26 protein-coding genes and 2 pseudogenes are annotated in these 23,970 nt (G+C 66.6%); 15 read left to right on the top strand and 13 right to left on the bottom strand.

Annotated features, from left to right (window positions below; genetic code table 11):
• The first annotated feature begins 115 nt into the window (after nt 1–115).
• The 3 genes from ACIQAK_RS08085 to ACIQAK_RS08075 are packed head-to-tail and all read left to right on the top strand — an operon-like array spanning nt 116 to nt 2,836.
• Nucleotides 116–1,078: an ABC transporter substrate-binding protein gene (locus ACIQAK_RS08085; RefSeq protein ID WP_366387440.1), complete on the top strand. Its 963-nt coding sequence runs from the start codon at nt 116–118 to the stop codon at nt 1,076–1,078.
• Nucleotides 1,079–1,106: 28 nt separating this feature from the next.
• Nucleotides 1,107–2,075 (top strand): amino acid ABC transporter permease, encoded by a 969-nt coding sequence (locus ACIQAK_RS08080; protein WP_366387439.1) that lies wholly within the window; start codon nt 1,107–1,109, stop codon nt 2,073–2,075.
• Nucleotides 2,072–2,836: an amino acid ABC transporter ATP-binding protein gene (locus ACIQAK_RS08075; RefSeq protein WP_366387438.1), complete on the top strand. Its 765-nt coding sequence runs from the start codon at nt 2,072–2,074 to the stop codon at nt 2,834–2,836. The genes ACIQAK_RS08080 and ACIQAK_RS08075 overlap by 4 nt, the downstream gene beginning before the upstream one ends.
• Before the next feature lie 77 nt (nt 2,837–2,913).
• Here ACIQAK_RS08075 and ACIQAK_RS08070 read toward each other — a convergent pair whose 3' ends face one another.
• Complete coding sequence (locus ACIQAK_RS08070; RefSeq protein WP_366387437.1) at nt 2,914–3,675, bottom strand: class I SAM-dependent methyltransferase; 762 nt, start codon at nt 3,673–3,675, stop codon at nt 2,914–2,916.
• An 89-nt stretch (nt 3,676–3,764) separates the two neighbouring features.
• Here ACIQAK_RS08070 and ACIQAK_RS08065 point away from each other — a divergent pair, with 89 nt between their 5' ends.
• Nucleotides 3,765–4,385 carry a CGNR zinc finger domain-containing protein gene (locus ACIQAK_RS08065; protein WP_366387436.1) on the top strand — a complete coding sequence of 207 codons (621 nt, stop codon included), beginning with the start codon at nt 3,765–3,767 and terminating at the stop codon, nt 4,383–4,385.
• On the opposite strand, the gene sodX is transcribed toward ACIQAK_RS08065, so the two are convergent.
• Nucleotides 4,298–4,789 carry a nickel-type superoxide dismutase maturation protease gene (sodX, locus tag ACIQAK_RS08060; RefSeq protein WP_366387435.1) on the bottom strand — a complete coding sequence of 164 codons (492 nt, stop codon included), beginning with the start codon at nt 4,787–4,789 and terminating at the stop codon, nt 4,298–4,300. The two genes, ACIQAK_RS08065 and sodX, sit on opposite strands and share 88 nt — an antisense overlap.
• A 121-nt stretch (nt 4,790–4,910) precedes the next feature.
• On the opposite strand from sodX, the gene sodN reads away from it, so the two are divergent.
• A complete protein-coding gene (gene sodN, locus ACIQAK_RS08055) occupies nt 4,911–5,306 on the top strand; it encodes a superoxide dismutase, Ni (protein WP_109163657.1) in 396 nt (131 codons plus the stop codon).
• A 7-nt stretch (nt 5,307–5,313) separates the two neighbouring features.
• On the opposite strand, the pseudogene ACIQAK_RS08050 reads toward sodN, so the two are convergent.
• Nucleotides 5,314–6,467, bottom strand: a pseudogene (locus ACIQAK_RS08050) (tyrosine-type recombinase/integrase).
• A gap of 24 nt (nt 6,468–6,491) precedes the next feature.
• A complete protein-coding gene (locus ACIQAK_RS08045) occupies nt 6,492–6,992 on the bottom strand; it encodes a helix-turn-helix transcriptional regulator (RefSeq protein ID WP_365520288.1) in 501 nt (166 codons plus the stop codon).
• A gap of 120 nt (nt 6,993–7,112) precedes the next feature.
• Between ACIQAK_RS08045 and ACIQAK_RS08040 the strand changes: the two genes are divergently transcribed.
• From ACIQAK_RS08040 to ACIQAK_RS08020, 5 genes and pseudogenes are all read left to right on the top strand, one after another.
• A complete protein-coding gene (locus ACIQAK_RS08040) occupies nt 7,113–7,307 on the top strand; it encodes a helix-turn-helix domain-containing protein (RefSeq protein ID WP_350984469.1) in 195 nt (64 codons plus the stop codon).
• 147 nt (nt 7,308–7,454) lie between these two features.
• Nucleotides 7,455–8,894, top strand: a complete 1,440-nt coding sequence (locus tag ACIQAK_RS08035; protein WP_366387434.1) for a DUF3631 domain-containing protein — start codon at nt 7,455–7,457, stop codon at nt 8,892–8,894.
• Nucleotides 8,895–9,209: 315 nt separating this feature from the next.
• Nucleotides 9,210–9,777 (top strand): annotated as a pseudogene (locus ACIQAK_RS08030) (hypothetical protein).
• Nucleotides 9,767–11,446 carry a relaxase/mobilization nuclease domain-containing protein gene (locus ACIQAK_RS08025; RefSeq protein WP_366387433.1) on the top strand — a complete coding sequence of 560 codons (1,680 nt, stop codon included), beginning with the start codon at nt 9,767–9,769 and terminating at the stop codon, nt 11,444–11,446. Before ACIQAK_RS08030 ends, ACIQAK_RS08025 begins: the two are co-directional and overlap by 11 nt.
• 74 nt (nt 11,447–11,520) lie before the next feature.
• Entirely contained in the window at nt 11,521–12,060 is a 540-nt protein-coding gene (locus ACIQAK_RS08020) for an NUDIX domain-containing protein (RefSeq protein WP_366387432.1), read from the top strand.
• A 4-nt stretch (nt 12,061–12,064) separates the two neighbouring features.
• Here the strand turns inward: ACIQAK_RS08020 and ACIQAK_RS08015 are convergent, their stop codons facing one another.
• Nucleotides 12,065–13,375 (bottom strand): helix-turn-helix domain-containing protein, encoded by a 1,311-nt coding sequence (locus ACIQAK_RS08015; RefSeq protein ID WP_366387431.1) that lies wholly within the window; start codon nt 13,373–13,375, stop codon nt 12,065–12,067.
• 150 nt (nt 13,376–13,525) lie between these two features.
• Here ACIQAK_RS08015 and ACIQAK_RS08010 point away from each other — a divergent pair, with 150 nt between their 5' ends.
• The 5 genes from ACIQAK_RS08010 to ACIQAK_RS07990 all read left to right on the top strand — a co-directional run bounded on the left by ACIQAK_RS08010 (nt 13,526) and on the right by ACIQAK_RS07990 (nt 16,774).
• Nucleotides 13,526–13,978 (top strand): ATP-binding protein, encoded by a 453-nt coding sequence (locus tag ACIQAK_RS08010; RefSeq protein WP_366387430.1) that lies wholly within the window; start codon nt 13,526–13,528, stop codon nt 13,976–13,978.
• Entirely contained in the window at nt 13,966–15,078 is a 1,113-nt protein-coding gene (locus ACIQAK_RS08005) for a radical SAM protein (RefSeq protein ID WP_366387429.1), read from the top strand. The genes ACIQAK_RS08010 and ACIQAK_RS08005 overlap by 13 nt, the downstream gene beginning before the upstream one ends.
• 3 nt (nt 15,079–15,081) lie before the next feature.
• Nucleotides 15,082–15,219, top strand: coding sequence for a hypothetical protein (locus tag ACIQAK_RS08000; RefSeq protein ID WP_266640844.1), 138 nt, complete (start codon nt 15,082–15,084; stop codon nt 15,217–15,219).
• Between the two features lie 77 nt (nt 15,220–15,296).
• On the top strand, nt 15,297–16,106 hold the full coding sequence (locus tag ACIQAK_RS07995; protein WP_366387428.1) for an aminoglycoside phosphotransferase: 810 nt from the start codon (nt 15,297–15,299) through the stop codon (nt 16,104–16,106).
• A gap of 170 nt (nt 16,107–16,276) precedes the next feature.
• Complete coding sequence (locus tag ACIQAK_RS07990) at nt 16,277–16,774, top strand: NUDIX domain-containing protein (RefSeq protein WP_366387427.1); 498 nt, start codon at nt 16,277–16,279, stop codon at nt 16,772–16,774.
• 27 nt (nt 16,775–16,801) lie between these two features.
• Here the strand turns inward: ACIQAK_RS07990 and ACIQAK_RS07985 are convergent, their stop codons facing one another.
• The 8 genes from ACIQAK_RS07985 to ACIQAK_RS07950 all read right to left on the bottom strand — a co-directional run bounded on the left by ACIQAK_RS07985 (nt 16,802) and on the right by ACIQAK_RS07950 (nt 23,892).
• Entirely contained in the window at nt 16,802–17,158 is a 357-nt protein-coding gene (locus tag ACIQAK_RS07985; protein WP_366387426.1) for a hypothetical protein, read from the bottom strand.
• Nucleotides 17,155–17,871 (bottom strand): hypothetical protein, encoded by a 717-nt coding sequence (locus tag ACIQAK_RS07980; RefSeq protein ID WP_366387425.1) that lies wholly within the window; start codon nt 17,869–17,871, stop codon nt 17,155–17,157. The genes ACIQAK_RS07985 and ACIQAK_RS07980 overlap by 4 nt, the downstream gene beginning before the upstream one ends.
• A gap of 274 nt (nt 17,872–18,145) precedes the next feature.
• The gene (locus ACIQAK_RS07975) at nt 18,146–19,678 is read right to left on the bottom strand and encodes an AAA family ATPase (RefSeq protein WP_366387424.1); all 1,533 of its coding nucleotides are present in this window, start codon (nt 19,676–19,678) and stop codon (nt 18,146–18,148) included.
• A gap of 653 nt (nt 19,679–20,331) precedes the next feature.
• Nucleotides 20,332–20,946 (bottom strand): hypothetical protein, encoded by a 615-nt coding sequence (locus tag ACIQAK_RS07970; protein WP_366387423.1) that lies wholly within the window; start codon nt 20,944–20,946, stop codon nt 20,332–20,334.
• Complete coding sequence (locus ACIQAK_RS07965; RefSeq protein ID WP_366387422.1) at nt 20,939–22,177, bottom strand: hypothetical protein; 1,239 nt, start codon at nt 22,175–22,177, stop codon at nt 20,939–20,941. Before ACIQAK_RS07965 ends, ACIQAK_RS07970 begins: the two co-directional genes overlap by 8 nt.
• A complete protein-coding gene (locus ACIQAK_RS07960) occupies nt 22,174–22,920 on the bottom strand; it encodes an ATP-binding cassette domain-containing protein (protein WP_366387421.1) in 747 nt (248 codons plus the stop codon). The genes ACIQAK_RS07965 and ACIQAK_RS07960 overlap by 4 nt, the downstream gene beginning before the upstream one ends.
• A gap of 163 nt (nt 22,921–23,083) precedes the next feature.
• A complete protein-coding gene (locus tag ACIQAK_RS07955) occupies nt 23,084–23,401 on the bottom strand; it encodes a hypothetical protein (RefSeq protein ID WP_366387420.1) in 318 nt (105 codons plus the stop codon).
• A gap of 155 nt (nt 23,402–23,556) precedes the next feature.
• Nucleotides 23,557–23,892, bottom strand: coding sequence for a helix-turn-helix transcriptional regulator (locus tag ACIQAK_RS07950; protein WP_366387419.1), 336 nt, complete (start codon nt 23,890–23,892; stop codon nt 23,557–23,559).
• Nucleotides 23,893–23,970: the final 78 nt, after the last annotated feature.

The following is a 23,970-nucleotide window of genomic DNA, read 5'->3' as shown; positions in this document are numbered from 1 at the left end:
TGAATGGGCCGGTCCGAATGGCAGGATGCCGTCATCACACAAGGTGGCGACACTCGAAGGTGCGTGCCAAGCCGCCCCGAAAGCACCTCACCCTCATCTGCCGGAGGATCCCGACATGACCGCAAGCAACATGCGTCGCAAGACCGCGAAGTCCCGGATTGCGGCGGTCGGCGCCATCGCGGTCGCCGGCACCCTGCTGCTCACCGCCTGTGGCGACCAGACCGAGAGCGCCTCCTCGGAGGGCGGCGACGGCACGGCCACCAAGGCCGGCGCCCCGCTCTTCGCCAAGCTGCCGGAGAAGTACCGGAAGTCGGGTGTCATCAAGGTCGGCACGAACGCCGAGTACGCCCCGATGGAGTCCGTGGAGAACGGCAAGATCGTGGGCGTCGACCCTGACATCGCCGAGGCCCTCGGCAAGCAGCTGGGGGTGAAGTTCGAGTTCACCTCCGGCTCCTTCGACGGGCTGATCACCGCCCTGAACTCCGGCCGCCACGACATCGCCATGTCGTCCATCACGGACAACAAGCAGCGCCAGGAGGGCCTGGACGACTCCGGCAAGAAGCTGGGCGCGGGCGTCGACTTCGTCGACTACTTCCTCGCCGGCACCGCCGTGTACACGAAGAAGGGCAACCCGCAGAACATCAAGTCCATCGAGGACCTGTGCGGGAAGGCCGCTGCCGTCCAGCGCGGCACCACGTACGAGGAAGCCCTCGAGAAGCAGTCCAAGGCGTGTACGGACGGCGGCAAGAAGGCGGTCAAGATCGAGTCGTTCGAGAACGACACCGAGGCCCAGACCCGGGTCAAGTCCGGCGGCGCGGTCGCCGGTGTCAACGACTACCCGGTCGCGGTCGACCTGGCCCGCAAGGCCGACGGCGGCAAGGCCTTCGAGGTCGTCGGCGAGCAGATCGACGCGGGGCCGTTCGGCATCGCCGTCAAGAAGGGCAACACCGGGCTGCGGGACGCCCTGAAGGAGGCCGTCGACGCGATCATCGCCGACGGTTCGTACCAGAAGGTGCTCGACAAGTGGGGCGCCGGCACGGGAGCGATCGACAAGGCCGCCGTCAACGGCGGCAAGTGACCGGACGCTTCACCGAAGGGCAGTCACCATGACTGACAAGTTCGACAAGACACCCCCCGGCTCACCGGCCGGCCAGGTGTCCGTCTCCAAGACCGCCACCACGGCCCCGGAGAACATCAAGGCCATCCCGGTCCGCCACGTCGGCCGCTGGATCAGCGGCATCGTGGTCATCGGCCTCCTCATCGCCCTCGGATACGCCTTCTCGCAGGGCAACATCCAGTGGCAGGCCGTGGGCGACAAGCTGTTCGACAGGAACGTCGTCGCCGGAGCGGGCCGCACCCTGCTGATCAGCGTCCTCGCCATGGTGCTGGGCGTGATCCTCGGCGTCGTCCTGGCCGTGATGCGGCTCTCGAAGAACCCGGTCACCAGCTGGGTCGCCTGGCTGTACATCTGGTTCTTCCGGGGCACCCCGGTCTACGTACAGCTGCTGCTCTGGTTCAACCTGGCGCTGATCTTCCCGGTCCTGAACATCCCGTTCATCTACAAGGACGAGATGACGGACGTCATGACCCCGTTCATGTGCGCCCTGCTGGGGCTCGCCCTGAACGAGGCCGCCTACATGGCGGAGATCTGCCGGGCCGGCATCCAGTCGGTCGACGAGGGCCAGACCGAGGCGTCGCACGCGCTCGGCATGACGCAGGCGAAGACCATGCGCCGCGTGGTCCTGCCGCAGGCGCTGCGGGTGATCATCCCGCCGACCGGCAACGAGTTCATCAACATGCTGAAGACCTCCTCGCTGGTCTACGCGGTCACCTACAACGAGCTGCTCCGCTCCACCTCGCAGATCGGCTCCACGTCGTACGCGGTGATGGAGATGCTGTTCGTCGCGTCCATCTGGTACATCGTGATGACCAGCGTGTTCAGCGTCGGCCAGTACTACCTGGAGCGCCGCTACGCCCGCGGCTCGCTGCGCTCGCTGCCGCTCACGCCGTTGCAGCGCATCAAGGTGAACCTCGCCTCGTTCAGCAACCGGCCCTCCGGAGGTGTCTCCGCATGACCACCCCCATGGTGAAGGCCGAGGGCGTCCACAAGTCCTTCGGCGCCGCCCACATCCTCAAGGGCATCGACCTGGAGGTCGCCCCGCGTGAGGTGTTCTGCCTGATCGGCCCGTCCGGTTCCGGCAAGTCCACGTTCCTGCGGTGCATCAACCACCTGGAGCAGATCAACGCCGGCCGGCTCTCGGTCGACGGCGAGCTGGTCGGCTACCGGCAGAAGGGCGACAAGCTCTACGAGCTGAAGGACAGCGAGGTCGCCCTGCAGCGCCGGGACATCGGCATGGTCTTCCAGCGCTTCAACCTGTTCCCGCACATGACGGCCCTCGAGAACGTCATGGAGGCTCCCGTCCAGGTCAAGGGCGAGTCCAGGGCCGTGGCCCGGGCCCGCGCCGAGAAGCTGCTGGACCGGGTGGGTCTCGCCGACAAGGCGAAGAACTACCCCTCCCAGCTCTCCGGCGGGCAGCAGCAGCGCGTCGCCATCGCCCGCGCGCTGGCGATGGAGCCGAAGCTGATGCTCTTCGACGAGCCGACCTCCGCGCTCGACCCGGAGCTGGTCGGCGATGTCCTGGACGTCATGCGCGGTCTGGCCGAGGACGGCATGACGATGATCGTCGTCACCCACGAGATGGGCTTCGCCCGCGAGGTCGGTGACGCGCTGGTCTTCATGGACGACGGCGTGGTGGTCGAGTCCGGCCACCCGCGTGACGTGCTGGGCAACCCGCAGCACGACCGGACGAAGTCGTTCCTGTCGAAGGTGCTGTAGCCGCACGGTCCGCACGTACGACCGCAGCGCCCCGGGCCTCGTCGGCCCGGGGCGCTGCGGCTTGCCGTCCCCTTGCCTCACTTCACGGCGAGCACCAGCGTGTCCGAGGGCGAGGCCCAGACCGCGCGGGCCTCACCGAAGCCGGCGGCGAGCAGGGTGCGGGCGTGCCAGGCGGCGGAGGGCATGTCGCCGTCCGCGTGCTCGCCGTAGATGGCGAAGCGTTCGGCGGTGGGTCCGGCGAGTACGGGGTCCTCGGCGGCGACGGCCCACCACTCGGCCCAGTCCAGGGCGCCGGCGGCCTTGGCGCGGTCCATGGCGGCGTGCCGGTGGGCGCGTTCGGCGGCGTTGATCCGGGGGGTGTCCGGGTCGATGGTGCGGTCGGCGTTCATGAAGAGGCCGCCGTCCCGGACGAGGCCGCCGAGCTGCCCGTACAGGGTGGTGAGCGGCTCGCTGTGCAGCCAGTGCAGGGCGGTGGCGGTGAGGACGGCGTCGTACGAGGAGTGGGGCAGCCGCGTGGTCCAGCCGGGGTCCTTGAGGTCGGCGGCGTGGAAGGTGACCCGGTCGTCGCCCTCGAAGGTGCCCCGGGCTATGGCCAGCAGCGCGGGGTCGAGGTCGACGCCGGTGCTCGTGGCGTCCGGGAACCGCTTCAGGAGCCGGTCCGTAATACTTCCCGTACCGCACGCGAGGTCGAGCACCCGGGGCGCGGGGCCGACGACCGCCTCGACCATGTCCAGCATCACCCGGAACCGCTCCTCGCGGTCGGGCATGTACCACTCCTGCTGCCGGTCCCAGCTCTCCTGCCAGGACTGCCAGTCGGTGCTCGTCCCCGTCTCCGTCACGCCAACCTCCAAGTAAGCCTCATGGACCTCGGCCACCTATTACACTGACCGACACCCCGAACCCTAGACCGACCTGGTAAGGACTACAAGTGGAACTGGCCTATTACTCGGACTACGCCGTGCGCCTGGTCAACACCGAGGAGCCGGCCCGCAACAAGGACGCCCTCACCTCGGTCGAGGCGGTACGGGAGCTCTTCGGCGCCAACCAGCAGGCCGCGCGGCGGACGACGGACGCGGACGTGACCCGTTTCCGCTCCGTACGGGGCCGGCTGCGGGCGGTCTTCGAGGCGGCCGACAGCGGCGACGAGACGCTCGCGGTCGACCTGCTCAACTCGCTGCTGCTGGAGTTCCCGGTGAGCCCGCAGATCTCCGGCCATGACACCCGGGACGAGGACGGCAGGCCGGACTGGCACATGCACCTGGCCGACCACCCGTCGAACGCGACCGCCGGATACGCGGCCATCGCGGCGATGGGCCTCGCCTTCCACCTGACCTCGCACGGCGTGGACCGGCTGGGCCTGTGCGAGGCGGCCCCGTGCCGCAACGCCTACCTGGACACCTCGACCAACCGCTCCCGGCGCTACTGCTCGGACCGCTGCGCGACCCGGGCCAACGTGGCCGCCTACCGAGCCCGCAAGCGCGCGGAGTCGGACCGGACCGGCCGCACCGCCGAGACCGCCCAGCCGAGCACCTCGGCCACCGACAGCTGACCCCTGGCCGGGGGCCGGTAGCGGGCCCGCACCCGGGCGAGCACGAGCTCCTCGGGGACCACCCCGTAGTCCGTGCTGTCCCCGCCGGCGAACGTGTTGTCCCCCCGCACCCACCAGCCGCCCGGCCGCCGTTCGACCGCCCGCTTCACCACCAGCAGGTCCTGCTGGAAGGGGTGGCGCAGGATCACCACGTCCCCGGGACGGACGGGCGCCCCGTACCGCACCAGCAGCAGGTCCCCGTGGTAGAGCGTGGGCACCATCGAAGGTCCCGTCACCTCCACCACCCGCAACGGCCCGCGCCCGGCCCGCCCGCCTCCGGACACCCGTCCCCGCTCCGGCACCTCGGCCACCTCCCGGTCCTCCTCCGGCACACCGTCCCGCGTACCGCGTTCCGCTCCGTACATTCGGCCGACGGCCCGCATCCCACCCCGGACTTTTGACCTAAGCCCCAGGGGCAGCCGCGGAAAGCGGCGCTCCACGGAGTAATGTCCCACCTGAGAAGACGATCACGAGGAGGACAGCTCCATGCTTTCCCGCCTGTTTGCCCCCAAGGTGAAGGTCAGCGCCCACTGCGACCTGCCCTGCGGCGTCTACGACCCGGCCCAGGCCCGCATCGAGGCCGAGTCGGTCAAGGCCGTCCAGGAGAAGTACCAGGCCAACGAGGACGCGGACTTCCGCACCCGCGCGGTCCTGATCAAGGAACAGCGCGCCGAGCTCGCGAAGCACCACGTGTCGGTGCTCTGGAGCGACTACTTCAAGCCCCCGCACTTCGAGAAGTACCCGGAGCTGCACCAGCTGATCAACGACACCCTGAAGGCGCTCTCCGCGGCCAAGGGCTCGAACGACCCGGCGACGGGCCAGAAGGCCCTGGACCTGATCGCCGAGGTCGACAAGATCTTCTGGGAGACCAAGAAGGCTTGATCTCTGACTAGGCCGTCTGACCTGTGGTTTCGCCGGTCAGGCTCCCTACCGGTCCGCACCCGGTCCGCAGGCCGCCGAGCACGGCGTCCATGACGGCCCGGGTGCGGTCTTCTTCGCCGGGCCACAGGTGCGCGTAGATCCGCAGCGTGATGACGGCGGACGCGTGGCCGAGGACCATCTGGACCTGCTTGACGCTCGCGCCGCCCGCGATGAGCGCGGAGGCGTAGAAGTGCCGCAAGTCGTGGGTCACCATGTGCGGCAGCTCGACGGGCTTGCGGCCCTCGTTCTTGGCCTCCTCGCTCTCCTCCGCCTGGAGCGCCCTACGGGCGCAGTTCCACTCGGTCTTCCAGCGGCGGTAGTTGAGCGGCTCCCCTTCCTCCATCGTGAACAGCCACTCCGTGGAGGGCGCGCGGCGAGGTGTCCGAGGAGCGCGTCGGTGACGACCTCCCCGACGGGGACCGTACGCCGGGATTTGGCGGTCTTCGGCTGACCGACCTTTCCCGACTGGAGCCGCTGTCGCTCCACGCGGATGCTGCCGGCCTTGAGGTCGACGTCCGCCACCTTCAAGCCCAGCAACTCACCTATCCGCAAGCCTGACCCGGCGAGCACGACGACGGCCGCGCGGATGTAAGGCGGCATCGCACGCGCCATCGCCTCGACCTGCGCGACGGTAGGCGGGGTGACCTCCTCGTCCGGCATGACCGGAAGGGTGATCCGGCGGCACGGACTGGAGGCGATGACCTTGTCGTCCACGGCCGCCGTCATGAGACGCACGAGGATGTCATAGACGTTTCGCACACTGCCGGGGGCGAGCTGATCGGACAGGTGCTTGAAGAGCACCTGTATGTCATTACGGCGTATCGCCGCCAGTGAGCGCACACTCAACGCCGGTACGAGGTGGAGCCGCAGCGCGTTGTCCGTGATGCGCTCACCCGCCTCGCTGGCGATGAGCGAGCCCTGCCACCTCTCGGCGTACTTCGCGAAGGTGATGCGACCGGCGCGCGGGTCGACGTACTGACCGGTGACCACGCTGGCCGTGACCTCGTCGAGCCAGCGCTGGGCGTCGAGCTTCCGGTCGAAGTGGCGGGCGTGCTCCTTGCCGTCGAGGTCGCGGTATCGGGCGCGCCATTTGCCGTTGGGGCGCTTCTGTACGTTCGCCAAGTGGCTTCTTCTCTGTGCTGGTTGTCAGTAGTGGCCCCCGTCCTCGATGTCTCCGCTGAGGACGCGGGCGTCTCGCTCGTCCCCCATGAGGCGGAGGCATTGCTCGTGGATCGCCCGCGAGCTGTCCGGGTGGGCCTTGATGTGGCCGGCGACGGCGACCACGGCGCGGTGCAGGCGGTCGCGGGCGTCGCGGGTTTCGTAGAACGCTTCGACGGCTTCCTGGACGAGCCGTCGGCTGTCGATGTCGAGCCCTTCGAGGGGCGGGGACATCAGCTCTTCGAGGGGGAGCTCGAAGACCCGGGAGAAGGCGAGCGCCTCATCGAGGTTGATCCGACGGCGGGGCGACCCGTTCTCGATACGCCAGACAGCCGTCTGGTTCATCTTCACGCCGGCTCTGGTCACGCGCTCTGCCAACTCCGTCGTGCTCCACCCTCTGACCTCGCGCTCCAGGGCCACGCGGCCAGCAACGTTGCCTTCGCTGTAGAGCAGCGGCACCTCGCCGCCCCCGGCCTTCTCGCTTGCCATCGAACCTCCATCGCGACCGTCGCTATCCAAATAGAAACATGGGCTTCCCGGTTTGGCTAACCGCCGATCGTGAGGTACTGATTATGCAGATCGAATCAACATCTAGCCGAATGGGAACGCATGCGATACCTGACCACCGCCGAGGTCGCTGAGCGCTACCGCACCGCCGAGAGCACCGTCCGCTACTGGCGGCAGCTCAAGAAGGGGCCGCGCGGCATCAAGGTCGGCAAGCGGGTGCTTTACCCCGAGGTCGAACTCCTGCGCTACGAGCGCGCGCTGATCGACGGCGAAAACGAGTGGGGCCTGGCCTCATGAGCCGCCGCCCTGCCCGGACGCAGGAACGGCCCCCGGCGCGTCAACGCCGAGGGCCGGAGATTCCCCTGCACATCGCCCATCCCTGAACGAACGAACCGGTGGGGGCGAGACCTTGCCCGTCTCGCCCCTCACCCGAGAGGAACGTCTATGAAGGACCCTACGTCCCCCGCCGTCTCGAACACATCCCGTGTTGTCTGGCCGCCCATCGCAGTCCCGGGCCGGGGCCTGCCTCGTGACCGGGAAGCAGGCCCCTCCCTCGGAGGCCCGGCCACCGATGCTCCGCACCGGAGCACGCGCGATTCGCGACCTGTCAAGGTCAGTGACCCGACGACTGCGTCGGACAGCGCAGGCGATCCTGCTCCAGGCGGACCAGAAATCCAAGACAGCGGCGGGGCAGCAGGCGAAGGCACCGTGCCGCTGGACGACCTCCGTACGGCGATTGGGCAGTACGTCGTTCTGCCGAGTGACGAGGCCCTGACCGCCGTCACACTCTGGGTCGCGGCTTCCCACATCCAGCCCGGCCTCCAGCACGCGCCACGGCTGGCGGTCGTCGGGCCGACCAAGGGGTGCGGCAAGTCCCGTCTCCTGGACGTTCTCTACGAGACCGTCCACCAGCCGATGATGACGGTGAACACCTCCCCGGCCGTTGTCTTCCGCGTCATCGGCAAGAACCCGCCGACTCTGCTGGTGGATGAGGCCGACACCATCTTCGGCCCCAAGGCAGGCGACAAGGAGGACCTGCGCGGCCTGCTGAACGCCGGGCACCAGCGCAACCGGCCCGCCTGGCGGATCTCCGGGCCGGAGCACAAGCCGACCGCCTTCCCCACCTTCGCGATGGCGGCACTGGCCGGCATCGGTGACCTGCCGGACACGATCATGGACCGCGCGATCGTCATCCGGATGCAGAAGCGGAAGCCGGGCGAGCGGATCACCCCGTTCCGTTCCCGATACTCCGTGCCGGAACTGCACGCGCTGCGCGACCGGCTGGCCAACTGGCTGGTCCCGCTGCGCGGAACCGTCGCAGGCGCGGTGCCGAAGATGCCCGTCGAGGACCGCGCCGCCGACACATGGGAGCCGCTCGTGATCGTCGCCGATCTCGCCGGTGGGCACTGGCCCGCGCGAGCACGTGCCGCCTGTCTGGCAATGACGCGCAACGAGGTGGTCCAGGACGAGCAGACGACGCTGAAGACCCGGCTGCTGCGCGACATCCGCCGCGTCTTCGACCAAGAGAACGGCAGGGAGGCGCTGCGCAGCCAGGACCTGCTCGCCGTGCTCATCCAGGACGCCGAGGCACCGTGGGCCGAGTACGGCACGAAGGGGCTCAACGCCTACCACCTGGCGAATCTGCTGCGCGACTTCGGCATCAGCCCGGCCAACCAACGGTTCGAGAACGGCAGGCAGGCCAAGGCGTACGCCCGTAACCAGTTCGTGGACGCCTGGGCCCGCTACTGCCCTGCCCCCGCCGCATCGGTACCCACCGCCGAGATCACGGCACGTCCGGCCCAGGGCAGGCCGCCCTCCCCTCCGTCCGGGACGCTTCCCGCCCGCCCGCCCAGCGGGCCCGCAAGCCCCCGGGTCGCTCGCTGACACCAGGTCCGCATCAATCCGTCGCATCCGTCCCCGTGCGGGTCAGCGCGGGGACGGATCTCCTCGGCGTTACGGATCACTCCGTACCTGCGGTCCTCTCCGTACCTGTGCTGACCAGCCACGCGACGGATGCGACGGATGCGACGAAGCCCCACCCCCCACGACTGACGGAGCACCACCATGCCCGAATTGAACGACGACGACACCACCTCCCGCCGCCGCAGGAAGCTGTTCAGGCTCACCCGACGACCAGCAGCAAGCTGGAGCGAACGAGCCTCTAACGAGGCTTCGTTCGCGCTTGCCCCCGCCCCAGGGGTGGCGGGGGACAAGGCCGAGCGCCAGGGGCGCCGAGCCGGAAGAGGGAGTGGCCGGGGACTTTTGCCAGCCCGCAGCCGACTCCGCTCCTCGCCGTACGCCAGCTGATGCCCCACCACTTGTCGAGCAGCCTTCCTGGCGGGATCTCGACGCCCCCGCCCTGCCCGCGCAAATGAACCGCAAGCGCACCGTGGAGAAGCGCGACCAGGAGAAGACCATCCGGTTCACGCGCACTGCGGTCCAGGTGATCAGCGCCGCCGCTCGCCAGCGCGGTCAGAGGTTCGCCGGATTCGTCGGGGACGCCGCCCTGGCCGTGGCCCAGGGCAAGGCCGGACTGGTCGGCAGCCCGGAGGACGATCCTCTGCGCCCGCTGATCGAGGCCGTCGAGGCGCACACGATCGCGCTGAACCGCATCGGCGGCAACCCCAACCAGATCACCGCAGCCATCAATCGAGGAACCGTGCCCGAGCGCGCCGAGGCGGTTCTCGACAGCGTCGAGCAAGCAGCACGAAACAGCTTCCACCTCATCGACCAGCTCCTCGCGAACGGCACGGCTCATGGTTCCTGACGTCTCCACCGGTTCCGACAGCCGCGGACTGATCGCCTACCTCTTCGGCCCCGGCCGCCGCGACGAGCACACCAACCCCCACATCGTCGCCGCCTGGGACATGAACGGCGCTCCAGACCCCGGCCGCAACCCGGCAGCCACCTACTCCCAGCTCGCCAAGCGACTCGACCACTACGTCGACCTACGCACCCGCGAGCTGGGTGGGACGAAGCCAGCGAAGCACGTCTGGCACTGCCCGGTTCGCACCGCGCCCGGCGACCGCTACCTCACCGACACCGAATGGGCCGAGGTCGCCCGCCGCGTCGTGCACGCCACCGGCATCGCCCCCAACGGCGACGAGAGGGCCTGCCGATGGATTGCGGTACGCCACGCTGACGACCACATCCACATCATGGCCACCACCGTCCGCGCTGACGGCCGCATACCTCGAACCCACCGGGGCGGGCAGAGGGCACAAGCCGAATGCCGAAAGATCGAGAAGGAATTGGGGCTCCGGCAACTCAAGAAAGGAGACGCCACCGGGCCCAAGACTCCGACTGGTGCCGAGCGCGCCAAGGCGGAGCGCCAGGGCCGTGCTGTGACCACTCGCGCCTGGCTGCGCAAACAAGCCCACACCGCCGCTGCGGCGTCACGCAACGAGGAGGACTACTTCTCGATTTTGACCGATCTGGGTATCACGGTCCACACCCGCATCGGTCCCGAAACCGGTGACGTCATTGGGTACAGCCTTTCAACCTCCGGTGACACTGCTGCCGGTGAGCCGGTTAAATTCGGCGGCTCCAAACTCTCACCCGACCTGTCGATCCACCGTTTGCGCGAACGCTTCACCCTGCAGCCAAACGCCCCGTTGACCGCGCCACCGGCCCATCCGTGGCGCCAGGCCGAACGCTCTCTGCGCACTGCACACGCTGCCCTCACGGACCCGAACGGTGACGTGCACCGGGCTCAGGGCGAAATTGCGGCATTCGGCGACTTCCTCCACACCGCCTCCCTGCACGCACCCCGTCCTCTGCGAGCTGAGATACAGGCTGCGGCCAGCGCATTCAATCGCGCCAACCGGTCCATGATCCGCGCCGACCACCGAGCGGGCCACGCCCTGCGCAAGGCAGGACAGGAACTTCTCTATGGAATCAACAGCGCGGGCGACCTCGTCATCGCCGTACTCGCCGCCACCGTCCACCTGGCCCTCGCCGCCGCCCACTGGCACGAGCAGCGCGATCACCACCAGCAGGCAGCCGCCGCCCAGCAGGCTTACGCCCTCCTCCGCACCACCTACGAGGCACAGACTGCACCCATCCTGTCGGAACTGATCCGTCGTACCCCGCCCCTCGAAGCTGTCGCGCGCTACGAAGGCATCCTGCGGGCCACTCTCCCCGCCCAAGCCGACCGAATCCTGGCCGACCCCGCGTGGCCTGCTCTGACCACTGCCCTGCGCCGTGCAGAGGCTGGCAGCTACTCGCCGTCCTCTGTTCTCACCGCAGCCGCTGAAGGACGTGAACTCGACACCCCCGACCACCCTGCCCAGGTGCTGATCTGGCGGCTCGACAACGCGTCAAGCCGGCGACTCGCAGCCGCGAAGGCAAGCAGCACAATGGCTGTAGAACCGAGCACGCCGGGGGTCGTGCCTGCCGACTTCAAAGTTCCTCCCTCTCGTCGGCGTGGGCGATGATGCCCCAACCTGGCGGTCGGATTCTCGTCAAAGTGACATGCTGGATACTTCACTGAAACAAGGGAGTTGGGCTCATGCAGTGGACCGTCCATGGCGAGCGGCAGATCTACAACAACCCATGGGTGAACCTCTGGCTCGTCGACGTTCAGCAGCCTGACGGTCGGCGGTGGGAACACCATGTGGTCCGGATGCGGCACCTGGCCGTAGCGGCCGTGGTCGACGACCAGAAGCGCGTGCTGATGATGTGGCGGCACCGGTTCATCACCGACACCTGGGGCTGGGAGCTTCCGATGGGCCTCATCGAGGCCGACGAGACCCCGGAACAGGCTGCTGCCCGCGAGGCCGAGGAGGAGACCGGCTGGCGGGTGAAGGGCGTCAAGCCGCTCGTGTACGCGCAACCAGCGAACGGCATCACGGATTCCGAGCACTTCGTCTTTCGTGCCGAGCCCGCCTCGTACGCGGGCCCGCCGACCGAATTGAACGAGTCAAACCGAATCGAGTGGGTTCCGATCTCGGATATCAGGGGCATGATCGACCGTCGCGAGATCGTCAGCAGCGGCAGCCTGGTCGGTCTGCTGTATCTGCTGCTGGACGAGGCAACCGGCGGCTCGTGAGGGGTCAGCCGAGGGCCTCGCGCATGCGTTGCTCGAAGGCGAGGACGGGGGCTTCGCGTGCGTAGGGCAGCATTCGGCGGTGAAGCTCTTGGACGTGGCCGCTCACTCGTGGCGAGTCAATGGCTGCGGCGAGGTCGAGGGCGAGGCCGGCGCTGGTGCATGCCTCGTCGAGTTTGCCCAGCTGGAGCTGGGCGCTGGCCAGCCAGTAGGAGTGGAAGGCCCGGCCTCGCTGCTGGTCGGTATTTTCTCGACGCAAGCCCTCGGCGATGAGGGGTTCGGCGCGGGCTGGTTCGCCGAGGCGCGCGTAGGCGATGCCTGTGTCCACGAGGAGTTTCGTCTCGTCGAAGTACTGGACCCAGTCAGGCGCCTCGGCCTCATGTCCCCGTGAGCGTTCGTACTGCGCACGGGAGCGATCAACGGCCTGGTGGCAAGCCTGAGCATCTCGAAGGGCAGCGTGGGCGAACGCTTCACGCAAGTGCAGCATCGACATGACGAGCGGCTGTTCCCCGGCGGCGCGGGCGGCGTCCTGGGCACGGCATGCAAGGGCCACGGCATCGCTCGGGTTGCCGTCGTAGGTGGCCAGAAGGCTCATGCAGGACAGCACATTGGCCATGAAGAGGCTGTTGCCCTGCGTGTGGGAAAGCTTGAGCGCTTGGGTGAAGTAAGTGCGAGCGGTGCTGTACTGACGGGCGTCGAAGTAGGCCCAGCCGGAAAGCCGTGCCAGCTCCGCCGCGACCCCTTGGAGGTCGTGCCGTAAGCCAGCCTCGGCGGTATCGAGTAGCCGGCCGACATATCGCAGATGCCCCACGACGGCAGGCCGCAGGGTCGCGCCGCCGTGTGCGTTGTCGCGCCGCCAGTAGTCCTGGACCGAGGAGCGCAGGGCCGTGAGGGTGGAGCGGGTTGCACGGCCGTCGACCAAGGCAAGAAGGTCATCCAATTCCTCTGCCGCTTCGGTGCGCTGAGGCTCGCGCGGCGCGGCAGGAAGTAGCTCGGGCGGTCTCACCTCGGTGGTGGAGGAAGCAGGGATCTCCCAAGGGCGGTGGGCCAGGCCGAGCATCGCCCCGGGGATGCGAAGGCCGTCGGCGACGCGTTCGATCACGTCGATGTGTGCCAATCCGCGACGCCCCGCCATGATCTCGCCGACTCTGCTCGGCGTCATGTCGCACAGTGCGGCGACCCGCGACGGGTAGATCCCGGCCTTGACCTTGACCAGCCGGAAGATGCGGGCGAAGTCCCTGCCGCGACAGGCTTCCTGCCATTCCGCACTGGCCAGCAGTTCGGCCGGCAGAGCCCGGTGATCCTGCGAGCGTGCCATTCGTCCCCCTCACTCGCCCGTCCGGACGGGCTGCCCGTGGGACCGACTGCCAAAGAGATTACCCACGTTGGGTAACCACGGTGACCTGACTCTGTGATCGTCGCGGCAGTGAACTTGTGTCCCACAGCCCGCCCGCGACGAGGGGACGCGATGCACGCGATGACGACGTACGACCGACAGACCACCCCGCTGCGGTGGCAGATGCAGTTCAGCCCGGTACGCAAGTGCGTGCCTCTGGCCCGCGCCCTCGTCTCCAAGACGCTCGCCAGCTGGGGATATGGCCAGGAGTGCATTGACCGGGTGGTCCTCGTCTGCGGAGAGCTCTCCGCCACTGCCGTCGAACACGGCGGCAGACGAGGGCACCTCTTCGAAGTTCGACTGACGGTTGACGGCCCACACTGCCTGGTCGAAGTCTCCGATGCCGGCCGCACCCCTCCCCGCCCCATCCAGGCCGGGGAGGACGACGAAGGCGGCCGGGGCCTGCTTCTCGTCGCAGCGCTCTCTGAAGGAACCGGCCACCACGACCGCCACCCGATCGGCAAGACCGTCTGGGCCCGCCTGGTCCTCAGCAGCCCGAGCGAGGAGTCCGTATGCACGAGCTGATCGCTGCCCCGTACCTCGACCACCACCTCCTCGTACGGCCGGGCAACCCGAAGGCAGCACGCCTTCCCGCCTCCCGGTACGACGAACTGCACTCCGCATCGGGTACCTCAGCAGTGCCCGCGTGGCTGGCCGACGTGGCCCGTCAGGCTTGGAAGATCGATCTCAGCGACCGACGCCTCGATGAAACTGTGCTGGTTCGATCCCGCTCTCCGTATGCATACGGGCGCGCCTCGTACGAGCTGAATCTCGGCTGCAACTACGACTGCGAACACTGCTACCTCGGCCTGAAGCAATTCGCCGGCCTGGAGTGGCCTGAGCGTGAGCGCCTGCTGTACGCCGTCAGGGACTCGGGGGTGCTTTGGCTCCAGCTCACAGGCGGTGAGCCGATGATCGACAAGCTGTTCCCCGAGACGTACCGGCTGGCGTACGAGCTGGGCATGATGGTCGAGATCCTCACCAATGGCTCGCGTCTTGCCGCACCGAAGAACCTCGCCCTGCTGACTCGCTTGAGGCCGAACCGCATCACACTCAGCCTGTACGGGGCCACCGCAGAGTCCTACGACGGGCTGACCCGGCGCCGGGGCGCGTACCGCATGTTCCTCAAAGGACTGGATGCAGCCCACGAAGCTGGGCTACCCCTCGATCTCGCCTTGATCATCACGCGGCACAACGCCCACGAGGCCGACCAGATGCGCGCCTTCGCCGGCCGCTACGACCTGCCGTACCGCGAGTACACCCACATGTCGCCGACCATCTACGGTGGCGCGGAAACCCTCGCCACCCAGGCCCCGGACCACCTCGCAGACCGCGAACCCTTCAACGGCTGCAACGCCGGCCACACCTTCTTCCACGTCGACCCGCACGGCATGGCGACCATCTGCAAGGTCGGCCGTGACGAGGCGATCCCCCTCATGACCACGGGAGTCGAGGGCCTGAGCCGCCTCGGCGGCATCGCTGACTCCCTGATGCTTCGCACCGGTGGCTGCACCGGCTGCCAGCTCTCCGGCACCTGCCGGGTCTGCCGGCCGCTGGCCAAGGTCTATCAGGAGGCGAAGGCACCACTGGACAGGTACTGCCAACACGCGACTACAAGAAGCTGAACCATGACCGCCGTAGCAGTCGAGATCGCCCCCATCCGCCCGCCGTCCGAGCCTGATGCGGAGATCATCCTCATCGACGACGTGGACGCCTTCGCTGCGGCCACCACGCCCGGCTGCGGGGACGACAACCCGTACAACTGACCATCCCTTCAGGGGCTTTCGGCGGCACCTCGCGCCGGAGGCCCCTGTTGGCGCGTAGATCTGGAAACCTGACGGCCATGCCCGCACCCTCCATCACCTTCGCCGGTCTCCCCTCTGGCGCTCGTACCGCCATCGAAGCCGAGATCGGCTCGATTCTCAGGGTCGAAGACGTCAGCACCGGTCTCAACAGCTCCCTCTCCGCGCTCGCACACACCGCAGGCGGAGTCGTCTTCCTCAAGGGCCTGCGTTCCGACCACCGATGGGTCTGGACGCAGCAACGCGAGGCAGACATCAACCCGTACGTGACCCCGCTCGCCCCGCGCCTGCTCTTCCACGTCATTGCCGGCGGCTGGAATCTCCTGGGCTTTGAGGCCATTGATGGCCACCATGCCGACTACTCCCCAGGCTCCCCCGACTTGCCCAAAGTGACCGGGGCCCTCAGAGAGCTTGCGGCTCTTCCTTGCCCTGGCATCGAACTCCGGCTCGCCGAACAGCGCTTGGCTGGTTACGTGGCCGACCCCGCCGATGCGGAAGCCTTCGCAGGGGACGCCCTGCTCCACACGGACTGGAACAACCACAACGTTCTCATCACCCACGACCGCGCCCACCTCGTCGACTGGGGCTGGGCCACCCGCGGAGTCGCCTGGCTCGATCCGGCCCACTGGATCATCTGGCTTATCGCGACGGGCCACGCACCCTCCGACGCAGAAGAGTCAGTCGCACTTCTTCCCGCCTGGACGTTGGCGCCACCCCGAGCAGTGGACGCCTTCGCCCACGCCAGCGCGAACCTCTGGGAAGAGATCGCGGGCTCCGCTTCAGACGACTGGACAATGAACATTCTCAACGCCGCACGGCTCTGGCAACAGCATCGAAGCCATCGCCCCTGACAGACGTAGCCTGCGTATGGATCGACCGTGGCACAGTCTCCCGCACCTTGATCTCGTGCTCCTGCGAACAGACGGGTCGGCGAACCTCTCCGAACTGCCCTCTTCTGCGGAACTGTTATAGCGGCCCCGTGGAGCCCTCGCTCGAGAATCAGTCCTACGAAGGGACCCCAATGCCCCAGCAGACCGACGACCCGCCGAAGGCACTCAAACCGGCGTTCGATTCGATGACCCTGCTGGTCGCTGCGGTCATCGTCCACGACAGGGCCACCACCCGCGTCGTCCTACTCCAACGCAGCGAGAAAGCCAAGTTCGCCCAAGGCATGTGGGACCTGCCGGTCGGCAAGAGCGAACCCGGTGAGCCCATCACCGAGACCGCGGTCCGCGAACTCTATGAGGAGACCGGCCTCACCGTGAAGACCGAGTCTCTCAAGGTCGCCCACATCATCCACGGCGCTTGGGGCGTCGAAGCCCCCAACGGGTTCCTCACCGTCGTATTCACTGCCCACGAGTGGACCGGCGAACCCGAAAACCGCGAACCCCGGAAGCATTCTCAGGTCCGCTGGGTCCACGCCAACGCCATTCCCGAAGAGTTCGTAGACACCACCGCAAGCGCCCTCCACCGATACCTCACGGGGGGCCTAGAGGTTTCCCTTAACGGCTGGAATTAGGGGTGCCCGGCCCTTCTGACGATATGTTCAGCGCGACCCCACATTCGACCGCACACCGGTTAAAGCTTCCAACCGCTCAACGATGCTCCGCCATTCATCAATTATCACGGCCGGAGCATCCAACATACTCGACCTGCCGTGCAAAATATCCGATGCTCGAGCATGTACATGCCTGACCAATCGCACCAGCCCGGCGGCTTCCGTAACTTCCTCCAGGGGCACTAGTCCGATGACGATAGAAATCCGGCCAGGTACGTTATTGATATACAAAAGCGGGCTTTCCGGTTGACAAACCCGATGGTAAGCCTTAATAGTGGCCAGCTCAATGCGCAGCCTCAGCTCAAAAACTTCGATGCGACGCCGAAATGCAGTATCGAGTTTCATGAGAAATCCCAAGAAGTGATCACTGCGCAAGCCTCCCGAGCCTTCTCAATCTCCTGGGTTAGATTCGCCTTAACGTCGTCAGATCCGTGAATTGCCTTGTTCCAGCCGCGCAGGTAATGTCCACAAATTCTATTGAACTCATCGATCGGATTCCTGCCATCATGGGTCTGATTTATCACCCCTTCCACAAACGCTACCCTCCTGGCGGTATTATCCAATACATCAAGATACGAAACGTTGTGCGTCACATCCTTCTTCTGCGCCAGCGAGTAACGGACGACGCAGGAATGTAGAGCGTGATCGACAGCCTGCCGACACAGTCCCCTAACGACCTGAGATTCAGTCAAGTAAGCCGTAGGCGATGGCCGGGGAGCCCAATGCACGATGTTATTTGCATCATCCAGCAAGACTCTCCACATCTCGTCCGTTGACTCGATGCTAATTTCCCCCTTCTCGACATCACGGCTTACCCGCCAGGCTTGACCGTTTACTGCCCGAGCAAGGAGGTGTTGCTTCAACCGCTCGTCGTGGGTAAATACAATAATCCGTCGCTCGGAACTGAGATCAACCAAAACAGAGGCCAGTCGGTCAACTCGGATCTCATCAAACGCGTGAACCGGGTCATCCAGGATCAGAAAAGAAAACGGCCCTGACTCTGCAGTAGAGAGCAACGGAGCGAGCAGGAAGGCATTCCTCTGCCCGGCACTCAGCATAGAGAGAGTCAATTACTTGACCACTCGAATTACTTACGCTCACATCGGCCCGAGCCGTCGTCAGATGAATTTTGTCCAGATAGATTCCAACGTCTTCAAGCAACTGCCTAACCCGCTTATCAGCCTTTTCTTTAAAATATTCAGTCCGCTCCTTTCTCAGCTTGTCGGCGAGTGAGGCTGAACACTTCTTGGTTTCTTGCCATAGGGCACTCTCTCTGCCTTCCTCTTGTTCCATACGCCAGGTATGAAAGAAGCCTTCGAGGGCGCCCCTGCGCTATCGAAGCCACTGCCGCGTGATCTCGCTTGCCTCGACTGCCGCGCTGCTCGCTTGGCGCCATCCGGAAGTGTTGACGGAGTTCCTCAAGGCCAGGAATCCCTCACGCACCTCCGGAGCGGGCCGACTTCCGTGATAATTCATCACTGCACGGAGGCGTTCTGCAACTGTCGCTGCAGACGCCGCCGCATCTCTGTCGCTATTTTCAGACGATTTAGTCAGCGCAAGAACTTCCGCAACGTAATTCACGACGACGGAAGTATCCCTTAGGTCGGTCAATGAATGGCGCGCCTCTTCGTGGATCGGTGCCAGCACAGCATGCCGCTCCACGTTTCCCCGCAAGGCTTCCACCCAGTTAGCAACCTCCGAATCACAAACAGGGCAGATGGGGCTGACTGGAGCGATCTCCATGGCATCCCTATAAAGCGCATCCAAATGCTGGGCGATTCTCGGACTAGTCAACTCTGGGGCGCTTTCCAGTTTCTGGAAGGCTGCGTCCACTGCCAACAAGGCCCGCCGCAGGCGGTCTACGTCGGAGTTCGTGACTTCAACTGTAGGGGAACCAACGTCCACAAGGTTATGCCGAGTCAGCCAGTCCTCGATGTTTTCGGTAATGACTGGCCAGCAAATGTCGCCAATATCGACCACTGGTTCGCTGAGACGGAAACGGCGGTCAACCTCGGCAACTCGTTCCTTACCATCCTTGAGAGCAGCATCGATCTTCCTTTTACTCGCCGAAGCGCTTTCGCTCAACTCCAAAACTAGTGCCTCTAGGTGCGTAAACGCCCCTCCCAACGCAAGGAGATTGGCGATATAGCGCTGCAGATCATTACTTTGCTGAACGCGCCGCTCCACCTCGGCGTACGAAAAGACAGGCGGATGCCCTTCGAGAGCATGACGCCATGTGCTTCCCATGTCGACACGGCAAACTTCGCCGGACGAGGTTGTCCATTCCCCGTAGGCGTCGCTAACATCACCGTTCTCAGTGAGCACGCAACGCAGGATCAACTCTTCGCTATTGCGCACAAGGGTGACCTCTGCCCAAGATTGCACACTGTCACGCGCTCTATTGATCTTTTCCCAGAGCGGATCAAATTTACTTCGCCCTGTCGACGCGGCTACCTCAGCCCACCACCCCGTTTTTCCTGAGAGAGCGGTTCGAATTCCATCAGAAATGGTGGACTTACCGGATCCATTCGGCCCGTGATAGATGCTGATCCCAGGAGAAGGATCGATCTCCACGGCAATTTCGGATGCAGTTCCCTGAAACCCGCAGAGGCGAAGCCCTTTGATACCCCACAAATCCCCCTGGGTGGGGTCTAGCGCACCCTCGTTCTCACCTTGGAGCCGAGCAATCAACGCTCGCAGGTTTTCCCATCCGGCTTTCGTCTTAGTTGCGCCAGCTTGCATCTTCGTAGCAGCCTTGGCCAAGTCGGCGTAGGTCAGCAGAGAGAGCTTTTCCTCCGAATCTCGATGCTCGCCCCCACTCTCCGGGAGTTCTGCATCGAAGGATTGGTCATCTGTGACGGTCATGCCGACTCCACTGCCATGGTGCTTGTGCCACATGTAGGGGGGTAATGCTAGCGGTGGGGCGGTGCGGACGTATGGGGTTTTTGGAGTCCCTCGGCCATCCGGGTACTTATGTCCACTTGGCGAATTACATCCTGATTCACAATGATAAGATCCGCAGAAGCCGGCAACGCCAGCCATGGGGCCATGACCAGGCGGCGCAGCAGCGGCACCGCTTGTCGGCGCGGCTCGTGTCCGTCGATGTGTCAGGAACGCTGCTATCTGCGAGCGGGCGGCAGTCCGCACACAGTCCGCAAGACACCCGATCAGGACCGTCGCGTCCCATCGCTGGCCAACGACAAAAGGCCAGGTCAGCGGCCCGCAGGAGCGATCCCCGCAGGTCACCGACCCGGCCCGTTACTAGGAGACCAAAAAGGCTTGATCTCGATGGGACCGGCCGGCCCACCGCGCGGTGGGCCGGCCCGCCCCTACGACCGCACCCGGTCCGCGGGCCGCCGATCTCGGCGGCTGCTGCGGACCGGGTGCGGTCTTCCGCGTCCCGGTGCGGTCTTCCGGGGGCGGGTGGGGTCTTCCACGTCCGGGTGCGGTCTTCCGGGTGCGGGTGGGTAAAGGTGTGGGTGCGGCCGGTGGGTCCGGTTCCGGTGTCGGGCCGCGGGTCAGCGTACGGGCAGCCATCTGCGGTGGGACGTCCTGAACGCGGCGGTGCCACATGCCAGCAGCACCGCGGTGCCGGTCACCGTCGCCAGGCCGCCGGCGGTGAACCCTTCGGTGAAGTCCCACCACACGGAACGCCCCGACGCGTCCTTCGCCCCCGTCGACCCCACGACCGCCAGGTACACCGTCGGCAGCAGCCACGACTGCCGCCAGCCGAGGACGCGCCCCGAAAGCAGGGCGAGGCCCAGCCAGCCGGGCAGGGCCAGCGCCACCGCGGCGAGGGTCCGGTCCGGCGCGAAGAGGGCCAGGACGGCCAGGTGGGCGAGGCAGGACGCGACGGCCGCGAGGAAGAACCGGGCCAGCCGCCGCCGTTCGTACACCTTGCCGCCCATGGCTTCCAGCTCGCCCATCGGAGTGTGCAGACACAGGCAGGGCAGCACGGCGGCGAACGACGACAGCAGGGTCCACACCGGGATCGGGGTGGCCCCGTCCGTGAACTCCGGTACCTTCAGGACCTGGTCCTTGAGCGGGAACCCGGCCAGGCCGAGGACGGCCGAGGCCAGGACCGTACGCCAGATCCGGTATACGCCCGCCGGGGCGCGGACGAGGTCAACCACAGTGCGTCGACTTGTACGTGGTGATCAGCGAGCGCGCCCAAGCGAGCTGCTCGCGCTCCGGCAGATCCGCCGCGGCGCGGCCTTCCTCGATGGCGGTGAGGATCTCCTTGCGGGCGCCCTCGATGGTGTAGGGGGTGTTGCCGCCGCCGGCGAGCCGCTTCTCCAGCCAGGCCTCGAGCTTGGTCACCGAGAGGTCTTCCGGGTCGAAGTCGCACTTGGCGAAGGTCGACTCCAGGGTCGCAGCAGCGATGCCGTCGGCCATCTCCCACCGCGACCCGTTGTCCAGGTCGAAGTCGCCGTAGTACCAGTCGTTGAGCTTGTCGTACAGATGGCCGTAGGAGTACACGCGATCGGTGTCCGTCAGGCCGACGTCCGTGTCCGCCAGCCGTTCCAGGACCTCGATGGCCATGGGGTAGTACTTCTCCTCCTCGGGCCACAGGCACACCAGCGTCTCGACGTCCTTGACCCCGATGCACCGTGCCTGTCCCTGGGGGTCGCGGTCGGCCACGGCGGGTGCCGCTGTGACGGTGGCCGCCAGTGCGAGACCGCCGGCGAGCAGGCAGGCCCGCAGCACGAAGCGGCGTCGGGGGGCCTCCTGGAACCAGGTCCGCCACAGGCACAGCGCCAGCAGGGCGCAGGCGGCCAGGGCGTACAGCGGCGGCGCCCAGGGCACGACCGCCCAGCGGGCCGGTCCCTGGATGACCACGAGGTTGCTGTCCAGGGCCAGATAGCTCGCGAGCCAGCCGAGAATGGCCAGAGCCGGTCCCCATGACTGGTTGAACATCATGCCGAGGGCCCAGCCCCCCGCGCAGGCGATCAGGAGTGCGGCCGCCCCGAGGGCGACATAGCCGAGAAAGAGGACGATTCCCGCGGGCCAGCTCGTGGCGGTCACGGCGAACGCGACGGTCTGCCCGGCGAGGTAGGCGCCGACGACGCCGACGACGAGTGCCCCCATCCGGGGCAGTTCGACCTGCCAGGTGGGCTTGGGCGAGCAGGTCAACTGCTCGTTGATCTCGGCGTCCTTGCGGCGCAGACCCGCTGTCCAGGCGGCCATTGCAGCGGCGATCCCGCCGGTGTAGAGGACGCTTGCCATGCCGTTGGCGCCGGTCTCGCCCCACAGGCCGTACCAGAGGTCGAAGCGCCAGAACAGGACCGTGAGCTGGATGGCGAGCAGCGCGACGGGCAGCCACTTCAGCGGACGCATCCGCCAGTGCAGGAGGAGAGCGTTCACAGGGCACGCTCCACTTCCGGGAGTACGCCCATGTAGGCGCGTTCCAGCGCGGTGTCACCGGGCAGTGAGTCGTCGCCGCGCTCCAGCATCTCGTCGATGGTGCCGGTGAAGCGGATCCGACCGTCGTGCAGGACGACCACGCGGTCGGCGATGGCCGAGACGTCGTCGATGAGATGCGTGCTGAGCAGGACCGTCGTGTCCGTCAGCCGCTCGAGGACCTGCCGGAAGAACAGCCGCTGTTTCGGGTCGAGTCCGACGGTCGGCTCGTCGAGGATGATGAACGACGGGTCGCCTACGGTGGCCCACGCGATCCCGGCCCGTTGCCTCATGCCCCCGGACAGGGCGGACATCCTGGTCCGCGCCTCGTCACCCAGCTTGACCCGCTCCAGCGCCTCCCGCACCAGCTCCGTGCGCTCGTCGCGGGGTACCTCGCGCAGCCACGCGCCGTACTCCACGAAGTCCCCGACCCGCGTTCCGGGGTCGAAGCCGAACCGCTGCGGCAGGTAGCCGATCCGGGGCCGCACCCGGCGTGCGGCCGCCGCGCCCTCGACGGCTTCGCCGTCGAAGGCCAACTCGCCCGCCCGCAGTGGCTGGATCGTGGCCATGGACCGCATCAGCGTGCTCTTGCCCGCGCCGTTGGGTCCGAGCAATGCCGTTATCCCCGGCTGGAGTTCAAGATCCAGGCCCTGGAATACGGGCTGCCTCCCGTACCCCTGACTCGCGTTCCTCAACGTCACGCGCATGTGTCCTCTTCCCGCATGTCTCCGGCGGCCTCACCGTGTCGTCGGGCGGGCGCCTGTACCGTGAAAAGAAGGGGTCGTGGCTCTAGGCCAGCCACGACCCCTCCAGCTCCCCAGGTCACCTGTGCTGTGTCACCGGGGGATGTCGGTCATCTGGGGCCTGGGCCTACCAGAAGACGGTGTAGACACCGCTGATGCTGAACGCGCAGTCGGAGCCGTCGATCTCGTCCGTGGAACCCTTGTTGCGCTTCGCCGTCACGTACCGGTCGGCCTGGGCGTCGCACGCCGCCTCGGTCTGGTAGGTACCGGTCTTGGACGCGCCGGGCGAGTCGCAGTCCTGGTTCCAGTCGGTGCTCCAGCGCTCGCCGTAGCAGTTGTTCACGGAGTTGCCGAACGACACCGCCGAAGCGGTGGTGACCGGCACGAGGACGAGGGCCGTCGCCGCGGCGCTCGTCGCCAGGATGGGCAGAACCTTCTTGAACATCGCTCTCCTTGGAGGCTCTATCACTGCCGACGGCCTTCTGGCCGCCGGACCGGATGTGAACCTATGGCGACCAATGTTTTTCGGACAAGTGAAGAAGGCGATCTCTGCCAATAAGTGGCAGCCCTGCCAGGGAGGGAGGGGGACGTACCCCCGACTCACTCGACCCGGGCACCGCTTCGCGCCGGCCGGGGGCGCTGGTGGCGCATGTGCCCACCGCCGACCGGAGGGTGGATGCACACGGCGACGATGACGAGCTCGTCCCGCGATTCGAGTCCCAGCTCGCGCGCGAGATGGCGGAGCCTGTCGCCCACCGTGCGCTCGGACAGGAAGACCCTGCGCGCGATATCGGCGTTGGTGTATCCCCGGGCCACCAGCATGAGGAGCTCCCTCTGCGGGCCCGCCAGCGACGCGGTCCGCCCCACCGCGCCACGCCAGCGCGCGACACGTTCCTCCTCGCCCGGCGCATCGACAACCACAGCATGATCGAGCATTCATCCCCCTTGAATCTCTTGATCATCACTTTACCCATCGAGCGCGCACGAGCGCTTCACAATCCGGTGCCCCGGCCC

Source organism: Streptomyces sp. NPDC088706 (assembly GCF_044752765.1).
GTDB lineage: Bacteria > Actinomycetota > Actinomycetes > Streptomycetales > Streptomycetaceae > Streptomyces.
Note: the sequence above shows the minus strand (reverse complement) of the source record. Positions and strands in the feature narration are given on the sequence as shown.